This is a genomic window from Novosphingobium ginsenosidimutans (genome assembly GCF_007954425.1).
Taxonomy (GTDB): domain Bacteria; phylum Pseudomonadota; class Alphaproteobacteria; order Sphingomonadales; family Sphingomonadaceae; genus Novosphingobium; species Novosphingobium ginsenosidimutans.
Map to the genome: position 1 here is coordinate 2,650,740 of NZ_CP042345.1, position 19,015 is coordinate 2,669,754.

Sequence of the window (19,015 nt, forward strand, 5' to 3'; positions counted from 1 at the left end):
TCAGCTGAAGGGGGCAAGCCCGTTGAGCAGCTTTCGTACCAGGTCCGCCTGCCCGCTGGTGCCGGTCTTGGCGTAGATCCGCTTCGAGTAGTTCCGCGACGTTTCCGTCGTGAGCCCGAGGCACCTGCCTGCCTCCACGATGGATTCGCCCAGCGTGATCGCATGGGCAAGGGCCGCTTCCCGCGCCGACAGCCCGTGGACCGCTGCGATCGTCCGGATTGCAGCGGCCGAGTTCTCGTAGCGCTCGAGGCGGAGCGTACCGATAACGGCGGGGGCGGCGTGCGGTCCATCCAGCGTGAGATCAGACTTGCGCAGCAGCATCCAGAGATCGCGCCGTTCGTCGAGGAGGAGTGCGGCACACGCTCCTTCAGGCGATGATGCCAAGGCTGCGCAGTGTGCTTCGAGCTGACGACCGGTTTCCGGCAGCAACTGCAGCTTTCGTCCGACTGTCGTGCTGGAGCCTGCAGAGAACGTCAGCAGGCGTTCGGCCTCGCGATCCGCTGCCATGACATGGCCGGCCACATCGAAAGCAACCTGGCCGACTCCGATACGCGCAAGCGAATCTTCAGCCAGCGCGGTCTGCAGGCGCTGAGCAGCAAGCGCGCAGAAGGTTCGCAGCGCTGCGGCGAGATGCGGCGCGATCATGCTCATGGTCGAGACCGCCGATCCGGTGAAATCCTCGCGTTCGCGGGCAAGGACGAGCCACGCATCTGCCGCTCCGCGGGCCGAGATACGAAGCCAGCGCCCATAGCGGATGCCCATTTCCTCGAGCACCGCGCGCTGGTGTGCCAGCTGCTCCGGACGATCATAGTCGAGCATTTCATCGAGGCTGTAGACCCGCTCGGGGCGCATCCGGCTGTGTGGGTGGAGCCGCAGACTGTCGAGCCGCATCATGTCGAGCGGTGGCTCGTTTGCGGCACGAGGTGCGGTGACGTGGAGAACGGTTGGCGCCTGGTCCGCCGGTGCATTGGCGAGAACGACCACGAGAAATGCTCGGCGCGCGTATGTTCGCGCCACCAGATTGCGCATGAAAGCACCCCACGGCGGGTTGTCATGGATGCCGTCGATCAGCGGCAGAAAAAGCTCACGTTGGTCTGCAGAAAGAAAAGTCATGCATTTTGCTCCCACATGGGAGCTTATCCGTCAACCTCCCGGCGCGATTGATCCTGCAATCACCGCATCGGAGAGAGCGATGTCAGACATCATAAGCAAGTCGACCCTGACCCATATCCAGCGCCTTGAGGCCGAGGCGATCCACATCATGCGCGAAGTGGTAGCCGAGACGACCAATCCGGTGATGCTCTATTCGGTCGGCAAGGACAGCGCGGTGATGCTGCATCTGGCGCGCAAGGCGTTCTACCCGAGCCCGCCGCCGTTCCCGCTGCTGCATGTCGATACGACGTGGAAGTTCCAGGCAATGTACGAGCTGCGCGAGCGCATGGCCAAGGAGAGCGGCATGGAGCTGCTCGTCTATCAGAACCCGGAAGCGGCAGCGCGCGGCATCAATCCCTTCGATCACGGTGCGCTCCACACCGACATGTGGAAGACGGAAGGCCTCAAGCAGGCGCTCGACAAGTACGGCTTCGATGCGGCCTTCGGCGGCGCAAGGCGCGACGAGGAGAAGAGCCGTGCAAAGGAGCGCATCTTTTCGTTCCGTACTGCCAGCCACGGCTGGGACCCCAAGAACCAGCGGCCTGAGCTGTGGAACATCTATAATGCTCGGAAAAACAAAGGCGAGAGCATCCGCGTTTTCCCGATCTCAAACTGGACCGAGCTCGATATCTGGCAGTACATCCACCTGAACGATGTGCCGATCGTGCCGCTCTATTTTGCGGCCAAGCGTCCGACCTTCGAATGGGAAGGCGGCTTGTTCATGGCCGATGACCTGCCCCGGCTCGAGAAAGTGCTGGGCTATCGACCTGAAATCACAGAACGTTCGATCCGCTTCCGCACCTTGGGCTGCTTCCCGCTGACGGGTGCGGTGGAGAGCACCGCTTCGACGCTCACCGAAGTGATCCAGGAAACGCTGCTGACTACCACGAGCGAGCGGCAGGGCCGGGTGATCGACAAGGATGCCGGCGGCGCCGGCATGGAAGTCAAGAAGCAGCAGGGGTATTTCTGATGACCGACCAGATCACAACGGACGAGCCTGTGTATGTCGTCGAGGACCTGATTGCCCAGGACATCGACGCCTATCTCGATATCCACCAGCACAAGTCGATGCTGCGCTTCATCACCTGCGGCAGCGTGGATGATGGAAAATCGACCCTGATCGGGCGCTTGCTCTACGATTCGAAGATGATCTTCGAGGATCAGCTCGCAGCCCTCGAGAACGACAGCAAAAAGGTCGGCACGCAGGGGCAGGAGATCGACTTTGCCCTGCTCGTCGACGGGCTTGCCGCCGAGCGCGAGCAGGGCATCACGATCGACGTCGCCTACCGCTTCTTCAATACCGAGAAGCGCAAGTTCATCGTCGCGGATTGCCCGGGACACGAGCAGTACACCCGCAACATGGTTACCGGCGCTTCCACCGCCGACCTTGCGGTGATCCTGATCGATGCGCGCAAGGGCGTGCTGGTGCAGACGCGCCGCCATAGCTACCTGTGCCATCTGATCGGCATCAAGAACATCGTGCTGGCGGTGAACAAGATGGATCTCGTCGATTACGAGCACGCCGTCTTCGACGCCATCGTGAAGGATTACACGGAATTCGCGCGTTCGATCGGGATCGAGAACTTCACCGCGATGCCGATCTCCGGCTACAAGGGCGACAATATCACGGCGCGTTCGCCCAACACGCCCTGGTACAAGGGGCCGACGCTGGTCGATCACCTTGAAACGGTGGAAGTGCTTTCCTCGGTCGACGCGGACAAGCCGCTACGCCTTCCGGTGCAGTGGGTGAATCGCCCGAACCTCGATTTCCGCGGCTTCTCTGGCCTGATTGCCACGGGCTCGGTCAAGCCGGGCGATGCGGTGCGCGTGCTGCCTTCGGGCAAGACGAGCACTGTCAGCCGCGTGGTCACGCTTGACGGGGATCTCGACGAGGCGGTCGCTGGCCAGTCCGTCACGGTTTGCTTCGAGGACGAGATCGACTGTTCGCGCGGTGACGTGATCGCGACTGCCGACAATCCGCCACAGGCCGCAGACCAGTTCGAAGCCACGCTCGTCTGGCTCAATGACGATGCGATGCACGTCGGCCGGGCCTATTGGCTCAAGCTTGGTACGCAAACCGTATCGGTCACCGTCCAGCAGCCCAAGTATGTCGTGAACGTCAACACGATGGAGCATCTGGCGGCAAAGACGCTCGATCTCAATGCGATCGGCGTTGCTGAAATCACCACGGACCGTGCCATCGTCTTCGAGCCTTATGCCGATAGCCGGACGCTTGGCGGGTTCATTCTGATCGACAAGATCACCAATGCGACCGTCGCGGCGGGGATGATCAATTTCAGCCTGCGCCGCGCGCAGAACGTGCACTGGCAGGCGCTCGAGGTAGGCCGCGAGGCGCATGCGGCGCTCAAGAACCAGAAGCCGGCCGTGCTGTGGTTCACCGGGCTTTCCGGTTCAGGCAAGTCGACCGTTGCCAACCTCGTCGAGAAGAAGCTGCACGCGCTGGGCAAGCATACGTTCCTGCTCGATGGCGACAACGTCCGCCACGGTCTCAACAAGGACCTCGGCTTCACCGAGGCCGACCGCATCGAGAACATCCGCCGCGTGGGCGAAGTGGCGCGACTGATGACCGATGCCGGCCTCATCGTGCTCACCGCCTTCATCAGTCCGTTCCGCGCCGAGCGGGAGATGGTGCGCGGCCTCCTGCCTGAGGGCGAGTTCTACGAGATCTTCATCGATACGCCGCTCGAAGAAGCCGAACGGCGCGACGTGAAGGGGCTCTACAAGAAGGCCCGCTCGGGTCAGCTCAAGAACTTCACCGGGATCGACAGTCCCTACGAAGCGCCCGAGCACCCCGCCGTCCGCATCGACACAACGCGTCAGTCGCCCGAGGACGCGGCCGACCTGATCGTAGACCTTCTTCTGGGAGCAAGCTGATGGCCATGTCGGACGCGGACCTTGCTGCTCATCTTGCCGAGGTAGCTGGCAAGTTGCTCCTCACCGTCCGCGAAAGCGGAATGCTGAGCCTCAAGGCCTTGGGCAAGGCGGGGGATGCGACCGCCAACCAGTTTCTGTGTCATGCCTTGCGCGAGCAGCGTCCGGACGACGCCCTGCTTTCCGAAGAGGAAAAGGACAACCTCGACCGCCTCGATGCCAGCCGCGTGTGGATTGTCGACCCGGTCGATGGCACGCGCGAATATGGCGAGGCGCGCGAGGACTGGGCGGTTCATGTCGGGCTGGCGGTCGACGGAGCGCCGGTGCTGGGCGCAGTTGCCTTGCCCGGCGCGGATGGCGGCAGGGGTCTTGTCTTGCGCACAGATGCGCCTGTTGCCGTCCCGGCGGCGCCGGAACGACTGCGCATGGTGGTAAGCCGGACGCGCCCTGCCAGCGAAGCCGTGGCAGTGGCCGAGGCGCTCGGCGCGGAGCTTGTGCCCATGGGGAGCGCAGGGGCCAAGACCATGTCGGTGATTCTCGGCCAGGCGGACATCTACCTCCACTCCGGCGGGCAATATGAGTGGGACAGCTGTGCCCCGGCCGCTGTGGCGTTGGCGCATGGTCTTCATGCCAGCCGCATCGATGGCAGCCCGCTCGTTTACAATCAGCCAGACACCTACATGCCCGACCTGTTGATCTGCCGGAAGGAGCATGCAGCCCGGGTCCTGGCTGAGATTGCCAAGCTTTGACCGGGTTCGGGCGGACCAGCGGCTAACGCCATTGGTCATTCACACAGTGCTGTCGCCCACCCAGGCAAAGCAAGGCCTTTGTCCCGGGTAAAGGGTATCGCGCAGTTATAGTCGACACGCGCTCTGTCAGGCGGTCTCTTGCCTTTCGGTACGACGGTCCTCATGGATCAATTCTGCTGCGCGCATTGCCATGCCCATCGTGGGCGCATTGGTGTTGCCGGCGACCATCTCTGGGAACACCGAGCAATCGATCACGCGGAGCCCGTCGATCCCGCGCAGCCGCAGCCGGCCATCGAGCGGGGCGGAGTTATCGCGGCCCATCCGCACCGTCGCGGTCGCATGGTATCCAGCGCCGCCGTAGCGGTGGAATAGGTCGAGGATCTCGTCATCGCTCTGGGCGGCTGCAGTCAATGAGGTCTCGCCAGCGACGAAGGGCTGGATCGGCGGCTGGGCCATCAGCTGGCGCACATAGCGGAACTGTCCCACGGCTGCCCGCCGATCATAGTCGTCGGCGAGAAAATTGGGATCGATCGCCAGCATCGCGGTCGGATCAGGGCTCGTGACCAAGACATGGCCTTCGCTGCGCGGACGCAGCACCATCGCGTAGACCTGCATCCCCGGCTCGGTCTCCATGATGAGGCCCTTGGACAGATCCAGGCTGTAGGGCGCGAACATGAGCTGGCTGTCGGGCCGCTCGCTCTCTGGCAGCACTCTAACGAAAGCGGCGGCTTCAGAGGAGCCGTAGCTCATCGTGTTGTTGCGGCCCGCAAAATGGCGTGCGACGTTCGCCAGCAGACGCGTGCCGCCAAACTGGTTGTTCGCGCTGTCGCGCCAATGTCGCAGCCGCCAGTTCATCATGACCAGCGTGTGCTCGCGCATGTGGTGGCCCACGCCGGGGCAGTCAAGCACGACATCAATGCCCGCCGACTTGAGGTCCTTCGCCCCCCCTATGCCCGAAAGTTGGAGAATGCGCGGCGAGCCGATGGCGCCGGCCGACAGGATCACTTCGCCCCGGCAGCGGAACTCGACCGGCGTTCCGTCGTCCCGAACGCCGACGATTCCAACTGCACGTCGGTCCTCGATGATCACGCGATCGGTGCGGATACCCGTCTCGACTTTCAGGTTGGGCCGCTGACGTGCGCGCTTCAAAAAGCCCTTGGCGGCCGAAACCCGGCGGCCCCAAGAGTCGATATTCCATTGCAGAGGCCCGATCCCCTCCTGCTGCGGATCGGAATGGTCCGCCTTCATCGGCAGCCCCATTGCCCGTCCCGCCTCGAGCCAGGCTTTGAGCAGCGGCGAGGGTGCCGGGTGCGACTTGACCGGGATTGGGCCGCCAGTCCCGCGGTCCTCGCTCGCGCCGCTCGCATGATCCTCGATCGTGTTGAATATGCGCCGCATGTGCTGCCACGACCATTGCTCACCAGCCAGTTCGGCCAGCCGGTCGTAGTCTGCCGCGATGCCACGGTTCCACACCATGCCGTTAACCCCGCTCGAACCACCGAGCATTTTGCCGCGAACCCAAACTTCCTGCCCTGCGCCATCCTCGCGGGTGCGTACGGTAGGGAAGAAGTGCGCGGTCGTGGGATCCGATAGCGTCTTCCCGAAACCCTTCGGCATGTTGATCACGAAGGTGTCGCCTGAGCGACCTTCCTCTACCAGCATGACCTTGCAACTCGGGTCCGCAGAGAGTTGGTCGGCCAGTACACAGCCAGCTGATCCGGCACCCACGATGATGTAGTCGAAGTCTGTCATGGCCAATTGTCTGTGGAGCAGGCTACGCAATGGCAAGCGCAATCAGCGCGTGCTATTGCTTCGCGCATAGTTGGATCACGCCTGCGATCCCTTGACGCCCAAGTGCGCGCTTCACTTGGATTGCCTTCTTCCATTTCCGGCAGCTGCCGCCGGATCACGGCGTGGACCTCCGAGCTCCACTTGACGCTGATTGTCCCTTTCCTGCCCGCAATCCTGCCGGCTCGTGAGCGAGACGCGAGTCCGGTCAAGCCAGCACGCCTTGCTTGCGCGCCACGCCCGCGACCGCCGTAAACTCGTCATAAGGGGTTATAGGCTCACTGCAGGCACCGAGTTCACCGATCTGTTCGAAGTGATCGGAGATGTCCTCGACACTGGGCGGCACCACGCCTGCGGGGGCGAACCAGCCTTCTGCCGCGCAGATGCCGACGCGAGCATACCGGCCGCTGTTCGACGAATAGACTCCGTGCGTGGCCGTACAGGCTTCGCTGACCAGATAGAGCGCCAGCGGGGTGTTAAACTCGGGCACCAGGCGTCCCTCACTTGCGGAGAAATCCGCGTTTTGAACGGACTGCGCGAATTCGGGGATCTCCATGAAACCCGGCGTCATTTCCCTCTCGAGCCGCGAGGATGCGGTCGGCAGTATGACGTTCGACTGAATGCCATAGGCTGAACCTTCGAGTGCGATGACGTTTGACAGACCGAGCATCGCGCCCTTGCCAGCGGCATAATTTGCCTGCCAGGCATGGCCGAACATGGCCGATGCGGAGCCCGTGAACAACATGCGACCGTAGCCGCGCTCGCGCATCGCCCTATAGGCCGGCTGACCCACATAGAATGCGGCCTTCAGGTGAACGTCGAGGATAGGATCGATCTGCTCGTCTGTAAGATCCTCAAAGCGGTTGTTCCGCAGGAAGCCAGCATTGCTGATCAGGATATCAATTTGCCCCCAGGTGTCGAGCGCGGTCTGGACGATCGCAGCTCCGCCAGCGCGGGTCGCCACGCTATCGGTATTGGCGACTGCTTCGCCGCCGGCTGCGCGGATCTCCTGAACCACGAGCTTGGCTGCGGTGGCTGATGCGCCGCTGCCTGACGCACTGCCGCCAAGGTCGTTGACGACGACCCGGGCACCGCGCCGCGCCAGTTCCAGTGCGTAGGCCCGCCCCAAACCATTGCCAGCGCCGGTCACGACCGCAACCCGGCCTTCGAAGCTTATCTCCGCCATCCTTGCTTCTCCCGTTCATTCCGTTGTTCACGAAAGCGCTAGGGCTGCTGGGCGTACTGTAAAGCCGCGATGGCTTGCGATCACAGGCTCGATGGCTCGCAAAAAGCCTGCTGGATGCGGCGCGGGGGGTCCTGGAGTTTCTCTTCGTCATATCGACAGCGCGATCAGTTCCGCCCGTCGCTGTGTTTCCTCTCCACGTTTCTCATAGAAGAGTAATCGGGCACCTTCTGACAGGCTGCCAAGATACCGACGGATCGCCGGGGAACTGCAGGCTGTCGGGCCCAGCATGAGGAGGTGCAATGACCGATCTGACCAGGCAAGGGCTTGAGCTGTTCGCCGAGCTCATGGGGCCGGAGGCGGCCGAAGCTTTGCGGGCTGGCATGGAGGAGACGGGCTTCGGGGCACCCATAGCCAAGCTTGCGGCTGACTTTGCCTTTGGCAGCGTCTGGGCCCGCGACGGCCTTGAGCGCAAGCAGCGCAGCCTTGTGGTGATTGGCATTCTCATCGCGCAGAGGCAGAGTCAGGAGCTCAAGAACCACATCCGCATCGGGCTGACCAATGGGTTCACCGCCCGAGAAATCCAGGAGGCGACGATCCAGGCGATTCCCTATGTGGGGTTCCCAGCGGTTGCCTCTGCGATCAGCGCGATCGTCGAGGTCCTGCGCGAACGGGGCCTCGACGACGGAGCGATGACGGCAGAAGATCGCGGCCTATTGTGAGCCGGATCGGTCCAAGAAGCATGGGGCGGGACAGGTTGCGGCGGTGACCGGTGCTGGGAGCGCCATCGCCATTACGCTTGGTCTGGTAGCAGCTTGGCTGTCGCAAGGCCAATCCGACGTGATCGAGTGATCTACCGCCGTGGAATCCGCAGCGGGCGTGACTTGGCTGCGCAATTGTGCCGCTTGCGCAACGCTTCTTGTCAGGCACCGCCGTACAGTTCTCGGCCGCACCCCCGGATAACGGGCTACCGGCTTGCGAAGGCTGCCCCTTGGCCAGCGGGTATTGCCCATGCGATGGATCACAGTTTAAGTGAGGTCTGACATTGTCCGACGGGAGCGTAGAGATAAACCGGTTGACCTCCCACTCAGCTTAGCAGCCCGCCGGAGACCGAATATGTCAGTCAGTGCAGAAGACGAGGGTCTCAGGATCGAGATCGAAAACGGGGTCGCAGCGCTCACACTCGACATGCCTTCAACGCGTAATGCCTTCGGCAGCGAGGTTGCAGCCGAGTTCACACAGTTTTTCAAAGATGCAAACACCCGGCAGGATGTGCGATCCATCCTGATCCGCAGTACCGGTGATCGCGATTTCTGCCTTGGCGGCGCGGCGAGCAGGAAACCCACTGCTCCCCCGCGGACCACGCTAGATTATCGCTTCGTGTCGACGCCCCACATCGAGATGTTCAAGGCCATGTGGGAGCTTGAGCGCCCGGTGGTCAGCCAGGTACAGGGGACGGTGGCGGGCGTCGGCTGGCTTCTCGCACTGCTGGCAGATATGGTTGTCGCCGCGAAGGGAAGCCGCTGGACCCACGTTTTCGTGCGGCGCGGAATGATCCCGCATGCGGGCGACTCGTTCTACTTGCCTCGGATCATCCCGCTGCACCGGCTCAATGAGATTGCTCTGCTCGGGGACACTGTCACTGCGGATACGCTCAGTGAATGGGGGCTGATCAATCGTCTGGTCGACCGCGAACAGCTTGCCGAGACCGCGATAGATCTCGCGCGGCGCCTAGCCGAGCAGCCGACGCGCGGACTGGGCTTGGCGAAGCGACATTACCGTCGTTCGCTCGAAGCGGACTGGTCCACGATGCTGCGCGAGGAAATGGCTGGACAGGCCTTGCTAACGACCTCCGCCGATCGGAACGAAATCCTTGCTGCATCGGCTGAAGGGCGCAAACCACTGCTGACCGGAGACTGAGAAAGAGGCACGCTTTTCAACTCCCTCCCCATGCCAGTCGGGCCCACTCTGTGACCGTGAACACTGCGCCGACGTTGCAGGTTTCGTCCACATGGGCCGCGATCAGCGAGGCCTCGTCCCGGGTTTCCCCAGGCGGCTAGGTCAGGATCGACACTGATGCCGGATCGAAGGCGGGCAAGGCTTCGCCATTGCGAAGTTTGCGAACCCAGTTGGGGTCCTGAAGGATTGCCCGCCCGACCGAAACGATGTCAAACTCGCCCGACTCGAACCGACGCAATACCTGCCCAAGGTTGTTGGACGGTTCGGCAACAGCATCGTCGGAGTCGTATTTGCCCGAGCGTAAACCGATGCCGCCGACGGCGCCGGTCAGCTTGCCCGTTAGCTTCTTGGCCCAGCCGGCAAGAGAGAGCGAACCGTGTTCGGGGAACGCGGGCGTATCGAAATAGCGCACGCTGGCGTCGAACAGGTCGACGCCGGCGTCAGCGATCGGGCCGAGGATTGCCTCGAGCTCTTGCGGCGTGTCTGCAAGGCGCGCGCGAAAGTCCTGCTGCTTCCATTGCGAGAAACGGAAAATGAGTGGCCGATCCTCGCCGATCGCAAGACGGCAAGCCCGAACCACCTCCACGGCGAAGCGCGTGCGCTCTTTGGCACTGCCGCCCCAGGGCGGCGCGCGGCGATTGGTCTCGGCCCATAGGAACGAGTCGATCAGGTAACCATGCGCACCATGCAGCGCGAGCCCGTCGAACCCCGCCTGCACCGCGGCCTGCGCGGCCACGCCGAAACCCACAACGACGTCGGCGATGTCCTCGTCGGTGGGAACCGGCATCGCCGCGGCGGAGATCATCCGGGCTTGCTCAATGTAATAGCCGGCCGCCTTCGCAGGATCACCATATCGTCCTGATGGCGAGAACGCAGGAGCCTTGCCGTTGGGCATCCGCATCGGTCCCTGGTGCCAGAGCTGCGGTATGATGTGCCCACCAGCCGTGTGTACATCTTCGACCACTCGAGCCCATGCCGCCACCTTATCCTCGCCGTCGAGCAGCGGCAGGTTGTCTTCGCCCAGACCGGTGTCGCCTACCGCCGCGGGGTGCGCAGTACCGATCGCCTCAGTAACGAGAAGTCCGGCGCCGCCCTCGGCACGGCGGCGATAGTAGCCGGACACGTCCGGTCCGGGCACGTTGTCGGGGCAGAAACCCCGCGTCATCGGCGCCATGACAAGTCGGTTGGCGATTGTCAGTCCGCGGATCGAAAGCGGTGTGAACAAGGGAGCGAGGTCAGCGGGCGATGGCGAAGCGATCTGCAGGTCCAAGTTAAGTCTCCGCTGCCGAGATTTGCGTGATCATGCGGCGCTTTCGCATGCAGCCGCGCTGTCCTGCCGTCGGGATTTCCGAAGGAGAAGGAGTGGCCGGACCGTTGCACAACTGCTTTTCTGCCGTGAAGCCGGATGTCTGGTCGCGAGCGCCACACACAGGAACGCGTATGCGATTTCAAGCGCATAGCTGCCTGCCGACTTCCATTCCCGTTGGCTGCCTTCGCGGTCGGACACAAATGCGGTCTCGATCCGGGCGCGGCTCATGATGTCGCAGGCTGAGGGCCGAGGTCGGCGGAAAACCACCATGTCGATACCCCCGGGCTACTCAGCTTGCCAGTCGGGCACATACGGCATGTGCCTGTCGCATGATGTTGGCGACGAGGTCGGCGCATGTCGGAATGTCGTGGATCAAGGCTTGGCTTTGGCCGCTCGTCCAGATCCCACCATCGAGGTCGCCGTCGCGAAGCACGTTGTCTCGACCACGGGCGCCCGCCATGAGTTCCTTCACATCCTCGAATGGACGGGTCGGGTCTTGCTGAATCGCGGCGACCTGCTCCGAGATCGCATTGCGGGCGACGCGCGCGGTGTTGCGCAGGCTTCGGCCCACCAGCACGGTGTCGAGCTCGGTATTGTCAACGATCTTCTGCTTCACGTTGGCGTGGATCTTCGCTTCCTGCGTCGCACAGAACCGCGTTCCCATGTTGACCGCATCGGCGCCAAGGGCGAGCGCCGCCACCAGGCCGCGCCCGTCGGCCATGCCGCCCGAGGCGATGATCGGGATTCCAGGCAGGGCATCGACCGTCGCGGGCAACAGCACCACCAGGCCGACATCGTCCTCGCCGGGATGGCCGGCGCATTCGAAACCATCGATGCTAATGATGTCGACGCCCTTGCGCACGGCGGAGACCGCGTGGCGCACGCTCGTACATTTGTGAATGACCTTGACGCCGGTCTCCTTGAAGCGTGGCAAGTGATCGGTCGGCGCGCGGCCCGCAGTCTCGACGATCCTGACCCCGCTGGCAATGATGGCCTCGCGGTAGTCATCATAGGGGATCGGGTTTATCGAAGGCAGCAGCGTCAGGTTGACGCCGAACGGCTTGTCGGTCAGCGACCTCGTCTTCTCGATCTCGGCCAGCAGCGCATCGCCTGATGGGAACATATGCGCGGTGATGAAGCCCAGGGCACCGGCATTGGCAACGGCGGCGACCAACTCTCCGTAGCCGACCCCGGTCATGCCGCCCATGAGGATCGGCGTTTCGATGCCGAACATCTCGGTAATCTTGGTTTTGATCATATCAAGTCATCTCCATCTTGCGGCTTGCCGAGGCGAGGGGAGTTACTTCCTCACCCGCACGAATCCGTCGCCAAAGGGCTCGTCGCGGTTCTTGAGCGCTTCTTTCAGCCCGTGATCCGCCATGTCCGCCTTGAACCGGGTCCGGCGTGGGCCGCTTGCAAGGTGCGCGCGCGCGTCGATCTCCGCCGCGAGCCGCTGGATCGTATTCGCACCCATCTGCTCCAGGGCCAGGTTTACAATCCGCTTGTGTGCCGAGAGCAGCTCCTGATCGACTGCGGCGATCCGGCGGGCGAGCGCATCCACGGCAGCGTCAAGTTCTTCGGCGGGCCAGGATTCGAGCGCGAGGCCGATCTTCACGGCATCGCCTCCGCTCAGCTTGTCGCCGGTGAACAGCATTCGCTTCGCCCATTGCGGCCCGCAGTGGTAAATCCACATGTGCGCGGGAGGTGAACCGTTGGCGCGCGTGGCCGGAAAGCCGATCCGGGCATCGTCGGCCACGATCACCAGATCACAGGAGAGGGCGATGTCGGTGCCGCCGGCGAGGCAATTGCCGTGGACTTTGGCGATCACCGGCTTGTGGATGGCCGGGATCACCAGCGCGTGCTCCTGCGTGCGCTCCATTGAGAAGCAGTCGTCGTCAAAGCGTTGGCCGGCCTTGCGGTACTGGTAGTTGCCGATCTCGGTCCGCTCGCCGCGGCCCTCGTAGGCTTGATCGAGATCATACCCGGCACAGAAGTCTTTGCCCGCGCCACACAGCACAATGGCATTAACGTCCAGCCGGTCGTCCGCCTCGAGCAGAGCCTCGCGCATTTCGCGCAGCATCGGCGCATTCAGCGAATTGCGCTTGTCCGGGCGGTTGAAGGTGATCGTCGCAACGGCGTCGGCCACGTTGAAAAGCAGGTGCTGCGGTTCGTAGAGCCACTTGCCGCGATAGTCCGTCATGGGATCTCCTCTCCCCCCACTACGGGGAAACTCTCGCCGACTTTGCCTCGCACAGCGAGACGAGGAAAGCGCTCATAAGGCTGATCGCATGCTTGATGTCATCGTCCCCGTGCGGGGACTGTGCGAGGCGGCATGGCATAGGAGTATCTGGTAAGGGTTCGAGGAGCGCGCTGGTGAACAGGATCGAAGGCAAGGTCGCGGTCGATATGAGAGCCGTGTGCGCCAGCCACATGGGCGAGGCGATCAAGCAGCGATTCCTGGATGAGGGCGCAAAGGTGGCCGCTTCCGGACGATCCGCCCCGGCACTCGCGGCGTTTGCCATGCAGACCGGCGCGACTGCACTTCCGGCTTACGACTCGGATCGCGCGACGATCGGCGACGTCGAAATCGATCAGATGCGGGGCGGAAAATTCACACCGGCGATGATCGCCACTTTCGCCCGCCAATCCCCAATGTGGTGGATCACCACCGCCGAGGACGTGGCACAGGCTGCGCCCTTCATGGCAGGCGACGAATGTTTCACGACCGGGCAGGCGGTCCATCTCATCGACGGCATGACCTTGCGGCACAATCCCCCCGCCAAAGCGATCACGGCTGCGGCAACTGGCCAGAACTGGAGGAGCTAATATGGACAATTGGAGCGAGTATGTCGACCTGCTCAAGCCGGCGGGGGACATCTTCGGTAGCGGAACCGCACCGGTTGACGAGGCACTGCGCGCGAACTTGTACCGCCAGTTCGCAATGAACCTGTCGCAAGGCTACATGCTCATTTTCCAAACAGATCCACGCTACCCGGAATGGGTGCCGTTCGAGAATTCGACCTTCCTGCTTCAGCCCAATCCCGATGCGGTCTACTACTATACGGCAGTGGACGGCGCCGGCACTTACCGGGTCACGGGTCAGCGCGGCAATTCGCCGGTCGTCGGCTTCGCGGTGGGCAACCGCATCATCGGCATGTCCGAATCCTTCGGCAAGGGCTTCGGAAACTATGACATCAATGACCTGACGATCGCACCTGATGGCTCATTCGAAGTGCTGTTCAGCACCGAGCGACCGGCAGACTGGACCGGCGACTGGCTGCGACTGGATGCCGAGGCGGACTTCATCATGGTGAGGCAGTTCTCCTATGAATGGGGCCGCGAGACCGATCTGCGCCTTGCAATCGAGCGTCTCGACGCTCAGCCGCCAAAGTCGCCGGTCAAACCTGAGGAAGTCGATCGGCAATTGCGCCTGTTGTTCGGGACCTATGCCCGCCGCCTGTCGCAGATCGGTATCGGGGCCGTGAAGGCGGCACACGACAAGGGCCTCGTCAACGCCTGCGGACTTACAACCTTCCAGGACCTCGGCAACGGCCAGGACTGGCCCCAGGCATACTACGAGGCGGTCTTCGACATTGGCCCGGATGAGGCGCTCGTACTCGAGACCGAACTTCCCGAAACCCGGCCCTACTGGAACGTCCAGGTGATCGATGGCCTGTGGAATCAGATGGAGGTGCTCTATCGCCAAACCAGCCTCAACGGTCATACCGCGCGGATCGATAGCGACGGCAAGTTCCGGGCCATTCTTTCTCACGAGGATCCGGGCTTCGCAAACTGGCTGGACACGTGCGGCCGCGGCTACGGAATGATGATCGGTCGCTGGTACCGCTGCAGCAGTCTGCCCACGCCCGAAATCAAGCGGATGAAGCTGGCGGATGTCGCGGGCTATCTGAATGGCCGCAGCGCGCCGATCACACCGGAAGAGCGTTCTGCCGCAATGCGGGATCGGCTGATCGGCGCGCAGCTTCGCCGACGCTGGTAGCACTCAAACAGGCGATCACGTCTGCGATCACTGCGTGGTTCGGGCCACAATTTCTCCCACCCCGATCCGAGCAGGCGTATCAGTCCAAGCCAGTTAGCACCACCGGAGGCAAAGATGGCGACTGCTCTCAACGTTCAACCGACCAAGGTCTATAGCGGTCCGATCTTCGATTGCGACAGCCACATCCATGAGCGCAACTACGACTTCATGCGCGAGTACCTGCCCGCAGAGCTCCATGCCCAATGGTTGCCGGCGCGCAAAGTCGGGCCAGACGGGCGGTTCGGGCTGCATATCGGCGACCGCATGGTCGAGAACGCCGAGGCGAACGCGCAAGGACTGGTGCCACCGCCGGGCCGGCTCAAGGAGTGGCTGCAGGCGATGAAGGATGGCAAGTCCAATGTCGAGGGTTGGTCGCAGCCGACCGAAGACATGATGGCTCCAGCCGAGCGCCTGAAGAAGCTCGACGAATTCGGTGTCGAGGGCTGCATCCTGTTTGTCGGCGAGTTCGTCTCGACTTTCGGTTATTATCCACAGGACGTCACCGGAAATGCGGTTCTGCATGCCTACAACGAATACGTGAACGCCGAGTGGGGCTTCGCCTACGAGAACCGCATATTCACTACCGGCCTTCTCAGCTTGTGGGACCTCGACAGTTCGATTGCCGAAGCAAAGTGGCTGGTCGAGAAGGGCGTGCGCGTGGTTTGCATGCCGATGGGGCCGGCTGGAGGCAAGTCACCCGCAGATCCCTACTTCGATCCGGTGTGGAAGATCCTTGACGATGCCCACGTGGCGGTCACGTTCCACGTATCCGAGGCCAACTTCATGCATCCGTTGATCCGTGAATTCGGCGAGACGCCGCTGCAGTCACGACGCACCGGGCAAACGGCGTGGCAATGGATGTTCTGCTATTCCGAGCTACCGGTGCAGATCACCCTCGCCAACATCATCTATCACAATTTCTTCTCGCGCTTCCCGAACATCCGGATTGCGAGTGTGGAGAACGGTGCCAACTGGCTGCCCGGCTTTCTCGAGAAGATGGACAAGATGCGTGGCATGGCGAAGAACGGCTACTGGCCGTGCGGACAACTTGCCGAGCGTCCAAGCAAGATATTCAAGCGCCATTGCTTCGCCGTTGCGTATCCCGAGGACGATGTGAAGGGCATCGTCGACAGGATTGGCACCGCGGAATGCATCCTGATGGGTTCGGATTATCCCCATGCAGAAGGCGTCCCCGAACCGCGTGACTTCTACGCCGAGGCGCTGACTGAGGTTTCCGACGAGGATGCCCGAGCGATCATGTACGATAACGGCAAACGGTTCATGCGCCTCTGAGCGTGGGTTTGGCGGGCAGTGCCGCGCGAGGTTCGCGCGGCGCGGTTGGTCGATCAGTCCTGCGATCATCACAACCGCAAGCTCGCCATCACGCCAAACGCTCCTCAGACCGGCGTTGGGCCGCATCTCAGGCGGCCGGCTGGAGGGACAGTGCAGATGCCAGGCATTCCCGAATGGATCGAAACCGACGACTACTTCCTGTCGTCTCGCAATCCGATCGCGACGACTGACCAGCTTGCTGTCCAGCGCACCGCCCTGCGGTTGCTGGCCCGAGACGACGTCAAGGACTCGATCCGACAGGCGCGGTTTCTCTGGGCAACCGTGTCGGAGACCGCCAGCGAACAGGCAAAAGGCCTGCTCGACGATTTCATTCAGGAATATGGCCTCAACTATGTCCAAAAGGCCTGCAACAGCGATCCCGAGTATCCACGCGTGTTCCAGAACTGGATGATCGCCCACGAGTGGTTCGGAATTTCGATGCCCTCTGCGCGGATCGGCGGGGACAATCCGGACAATGGGTATCGCCTCATTCCAGTCGAGCATGGCGGCCACTACCGGATCGAGGGTAAACGACTGGGGCGGGGCCCAGCCGACGTGACCTGGACGATCGTCGCCAACCCCGGCACATCGATCACGCTGGCTAGCCTCGAAAACGAGGATCTGGTGGTGACACCCGACGGACGCTTCACCGTGACCGTGGATGACCAACCAGCGAATGGCCGGCCAAACCATCTCCAGACACAACGCGATGCGCTCTTCCTCTTCGTTCGCGACGCGTTGGGTGACTGGGACCGCGAGCGGCCAAATGCCCTGCGGGTCACTCGCCTGAACCCGACCGGGCGGCCGCCGCTCGACGAGGACGAGATGGCATATCGTGCGATCAAGTGGATGTTGGGCGACGTGCCGCTCTACCATTGGTTCACGATGCTCACGCACGGCAAGCCAGCCAACCGGCTTATTCCGCCGGTCGCATCCGGCAGCGTCGGCGGGCTTCGATCGCAGCTCAGCTGCTACGGCACGCTGCGCGTTGCGGACGATGAGGCCTACGTCATCACGGTCAACGGCGGCAACGCCGCCTTCCGCGACATCGTGGTGCATGACTGGTGGCATCGCAGCATCGCTCCGCACCGATCAACCGGATCGCTCAACAACGCGCAGATCGCGGCTGACGAGGACGGCAACTACACCTTCGCCATCGGGCCTACCGATCCGGGCATTCACAACTGGCTCGACACCGGCGGGCTCAACGAGACCATCATGCTGCACCGCTGGCAGGGCGTGCCGCGTGAGACGCCCGAGCACGATCTGCCGCGGCTGGTGCGGGAGCAGCTCGTCAAGCTTTCCGATATCGCCACCGTGACCCCCGGGGCAAAGTGGGTGACGCCCGCCGAGCGGCAGCGGCAGATCGCCGGGCGCTGGTCGAGCTGGTCCGGGCGGCTCGCGCTCTGAACGCGACAAGCGACATGGCACGGCTGCTCGATCCCGGCTCGATCATCGATTCTGCCGAGATTGCCTCGGGCACGTCCGGACTGGTCTGCGAGGGCTTGCGCGGCCGTCTCGCGCAATTGGTGGAGGGTTTGCGCGGAGGGTGTGACTATACGCCTGGCCAGGCGGCAGCCACACGGCGCCAACTTGTCAAGCTGCTCGCCCGGCGGCTCGCCATCGCGCGCGACGTGGCTTGTCATCCGGAGATTCTCGACGAGGTTATCGCCGAGCCGGTGTTCGTGATCGGCTTTCCGCGCACCGGCACATCGATCCAGCAGGCGCTGCTTGCCGCAGATCCGGCCAACCGCGGCGTTGTCGCGTGGCAGGTTCACGAACCGTCGCCACCACCCGGGGAGCAGCCGGTGACAGAGACCCGCAAGGCTGCCGCGGCGCGCGTGGTCGAGCACTTCTACGAGCGCTGTCCCGGTCTCCTGACGCTCCACCCCTACTGGGACGATGGCGCGGAGACGCTGGTGGAGGACGAGGAGATCCTCACTCTCGACCTGTTTGACAATTACCCGGTCGTGCTGTGCGACGCACCGAGCCTCGCGATCCGTAAAGCAGACCCTGATTTCACTCAGGCCTATGAGTTTCTGCGCCTGTTCCTCCAGCACCAGCAGTGGCGCCGCCCGCGCCGGCGCTGGGTGCTCAAGGGCATCGAGCACCAGCGGCACTTGCCCGAGCTCTTCCGAGCATTTCCGGATGCACGCTGCCTCTTCTCGCACCGAGAGCCGGGTGCGTTTCTGCCGTCCAGTCTCGCGATCGCGGCGGTTGTCTACAATGCGATCACCGATGGCGCGCTCGACCGTCAGACGCTCGCCAAGGGTTACCTTGCGGACTTCAAACAGCGGATCGATGCGGTCATGGCCGATCCGTGCATGGATGATCCGCGGGTCACCCACGTGCGCTTCGCTCACTTCATCGCCGATCCGATCGCCGCTTTGCGCGATTGCTATGGCGTCTGGGGCTTCGCATGGACGTCGGATAGCGAGCAGGCGATGCGGGCGTGGCTGGACGACCCGGCGAACGCCTCTGATCGGTACGGTCGGCATCACTACAAGTTCGAGCCCTTCGGTGTGAACTGGTCAGAGCTGGCACCAGCCTTCGAGAGTTACCGCGCCCGCTTCCTGGGCGCGGATTGACCGTCAACGACCTCAGCGAGCAGG

Annotated in this window: 16 protein-coding genes; 10 read left to right on the forward strand and 6 right to left on the reverse strand. The window is 63.0% G+C overall.

The annotated features are described in order from the left end of the window. Window positions 1-1,113, reverse strand: coding sequence for a helix-turn-helix transcriptional regulator (locus FRF71_RS13060; RefSeq protein WP_147091063.1), 1,113 nt, complete (start codon window positions 1,111-1,113; stop codon window positions 1-3). Here FRF71_RS13060 and cysD point away from each other — a divergent pair. Genes cysD through FRF71_RS13075 form a run of 3 tightly spaced genes read left to right on the forward strand, consistent with a single transcriptional unit; the run spans window position 1,112 to window position 4,793 of the window. After that, window positions 1,112-2,122, forward strand: coding sequence for a sulfate adenylyltransferase subunit CysD (gene cysD, locus FRF71_RS13065; protein ID WP_147091064.1), 1,011 nt, complete (start codon window positions 1,112-1,114; stop codon window positions 2,120-2,122). The genes FRF71_RS13060 and cysD overlap by 2 nt on opposite strands. Continuing rightward, window positions 2,122-4,047: a sulfate adenylyltransferase subunit CysN gene (cysN, locus tag FRF71_RS13070; protein ID WP_147091065.1), complete on the forward strand. Its 1,926-nt coding sequence runs from the start codon at window positions 2,122-2,124 to the stop codon at window positions 4,045-4,047. Before cysD ends, cysN begins: the two co-directional genes overlap by 1 nt. Window positions 4,048-4,052: 5 nt before the next feature. After that, the gene (locus tag FRF71_RS13075) at window positions 4,053-4,793 is read left to right on the forward strand and encodes a 3'(2'),5'-bisphosphate nucleotidase CysQ (RefSeq protein WP_147091660.1); all 741 of its coding nucleotides are present in this window, start codon (window positions 4,053-4,055) and stop codon (window positions 4,791-4,793) included. A 126-nt stretch (window positions 4,794-4,919) separates the two neighbouring features. Here the strand turns inward: FRF71_RS13075 and FRF71_RS13080 are convergent, their stop codons facing one another. Both FRF71_RS13080 and FRF71_RS13085 read right to left on the reverse strand, forming a co-directional pair. Next, on the reverse strand, window positions 4,920-6,545 hold the full coding sequence (locus tag FRF71_RS13080; RefSeq protein ID WP_147091066.1) for a GMC family oxidoreductase: 1,626 nt from the start codon (window positions 6,543-6,545) through the stop codon (window positions 4,920-4,922). Between the two features lie 244 nt (window positions 6,546-6,789). Next, on the reverse strand, window positions 6,790-7,731 hold the full coding sequence (locus tag FRF71_RS13085; RefSeq protein ID WP_238339236.1) for an SDR family NAD(P)-dependent oxidoreductase: 942 nt from the start codon (window positions 7,729-7,731) through the stop codon (window positions 6,790-6,792). A 335-nt stretch (window positions 7,732-8,066) separates the two neighbouring features. Here FRF71_RS13085 and FRF71_RS13090 point away from each other — a divergent pair, with 335 nt between their 5' ends. After that, a complete protein-coding gene (locus FRF71_RS13090; protein WP_147091068.1) occupies window positions 8,067-8,486 on the forward strand; it encodes a carboxymuconolactone decarboxylase family protein in 420 nt (139 codons plus the stop codon). Between the two features lie 394 nt (window positions 8,487-8,880). Then, window positions 8,881-9,684 (forward strand): enoyl-CoA hydratase/isomerase family protein, encoded by an 804-nt coding sequence (locus FRF71_RS13095; protein WP_147091069.1) that lies wholly within the window; start codon window positions 8,881-8,883, stop codon window positions 9,682-9,684. Window positions 9,685-9,820: 136 nt separating this feature from the next. Here FRF71_RS13095 and FRF71_RS13100 read toward each other — a convergent pair whose 3' ends face one another. The 3 genes from FRF71_RS13100 to FRF71_RS13110 all read right to left on the reverse strand — a co-directional run bounded on the left by FRF71_RS13100 (window position 9,821) and on the right by FRF71_RS13110 (window position 13,232). Further along, the gene (locus tag FRF71_RS13100; RefSeq protein WP_238339238.1) at window positions 9,821-10,993 is read right to left on the reverse strand and encodes an oxidoreductase; all 1,173 of its coding nucleotides are present in this window, start codon (window positions 10,991-10,993) and stop codon (window positions 9,821-9,823) included. Window positions 10,994-11,321: 328 nt separating this feature from the next. After that, a complete protein-coding gene (locus FRF71_RS13105; RefSeq protein WP_147091070.1) occupies window positions 11,322-12,290 on the reverse strand; it encodes an NAD(P)H-dependent flavin oxidoreductase in 969 nt (322 codons plus the stop codon). Window positions 12,291-12,332: 42 nt separating this feature from the next. Then, window positions 12,333-13,232, reverse strand: a complete 900-nt coding sequence (locus FRF71_RS13110) for a crotonase/enoyl-CoA hydratase family protein (RefSeq protein WP_147091071.1) — start codon at window positions 13,230-13,232, stop codon at window positions 12,333-12,335. A gap of 173 nt (window positions 13,233-13,405) precedes the next feature. Between FRF71_RS13110 and FRF71_RS13115 the strand changes: the two genes are divergently transcribed. The 5 genes from FRF71_RS13115 to FRF71_RS13135 all read left to right on the forward strand — a co-directional run bounded on the left by FRF71_RS13115 (window position 13,406) and on the right by FRF71_RS13135 (window position 18,991). Then, window positions 13,406-13,858, forward strand: coding sequence for a Rossmann-fold NAD(P)-binding domain-containing protein (locus FRF71_RS13115; protein ID WP_147091072.1), 453 nt, complete (start codon window positions 13,406-13,408; stop codon window positions 13,856-13,858). A gap of 1 nt (window position 13,859) precedes the next feature. Continuing rightward, window positions 13,860-15,032, forward strand: coding sequence for a DUF1214 domain-containing protein (locus FRF71_RS13120; protein WP_147091073.1), 1,173 nt, complete (start codon window positions 13,860-13,862; stop codon window positions 15,030-15,032). Between the two features lie 114 nt (window positions 15,033-15,146). After that, window positions 15,147-16,364 (forward strand): amidohydrolase family protein, encoded by a 1,218-nt coding sequence (locus tag FRF71_RS13125; RefSeq protein WP_147091074.1) that lies wholly within the window; start codon window positions 15,147-15,149, stop codon window positions 16,362-16,364. A gap of 156 nt (window positions 16,365-16,520) precedes the next feature. Next, window positions 16,521-17,813: a DUF1214 domain-containing protein gene (locus FRF71_RS13130; protein WP_147091075.1), complete on the forward strand. Its 1,293-nt coding sequence runs from the start codon at window positions 16,521-16,523 to the stop codon at window positions 17,811-17,813. A gap of 14 nt (window positions 17,814-17,827) precedes the next feature. Then, the gene (locus FRF71_RS13135; protein ID WP_147091076.1) at window positions 17,828-18,991 is read left to right on the forward strand and encodes a sulfotransferase; all 1,164 of its coding nucleotides are present in this window, start codon (window positions 17,828-17,830) and stop codon (window positions 18,989-18,991) included. Window positions 18,992-19,015 lie beyond the last annotated feature (24 nt).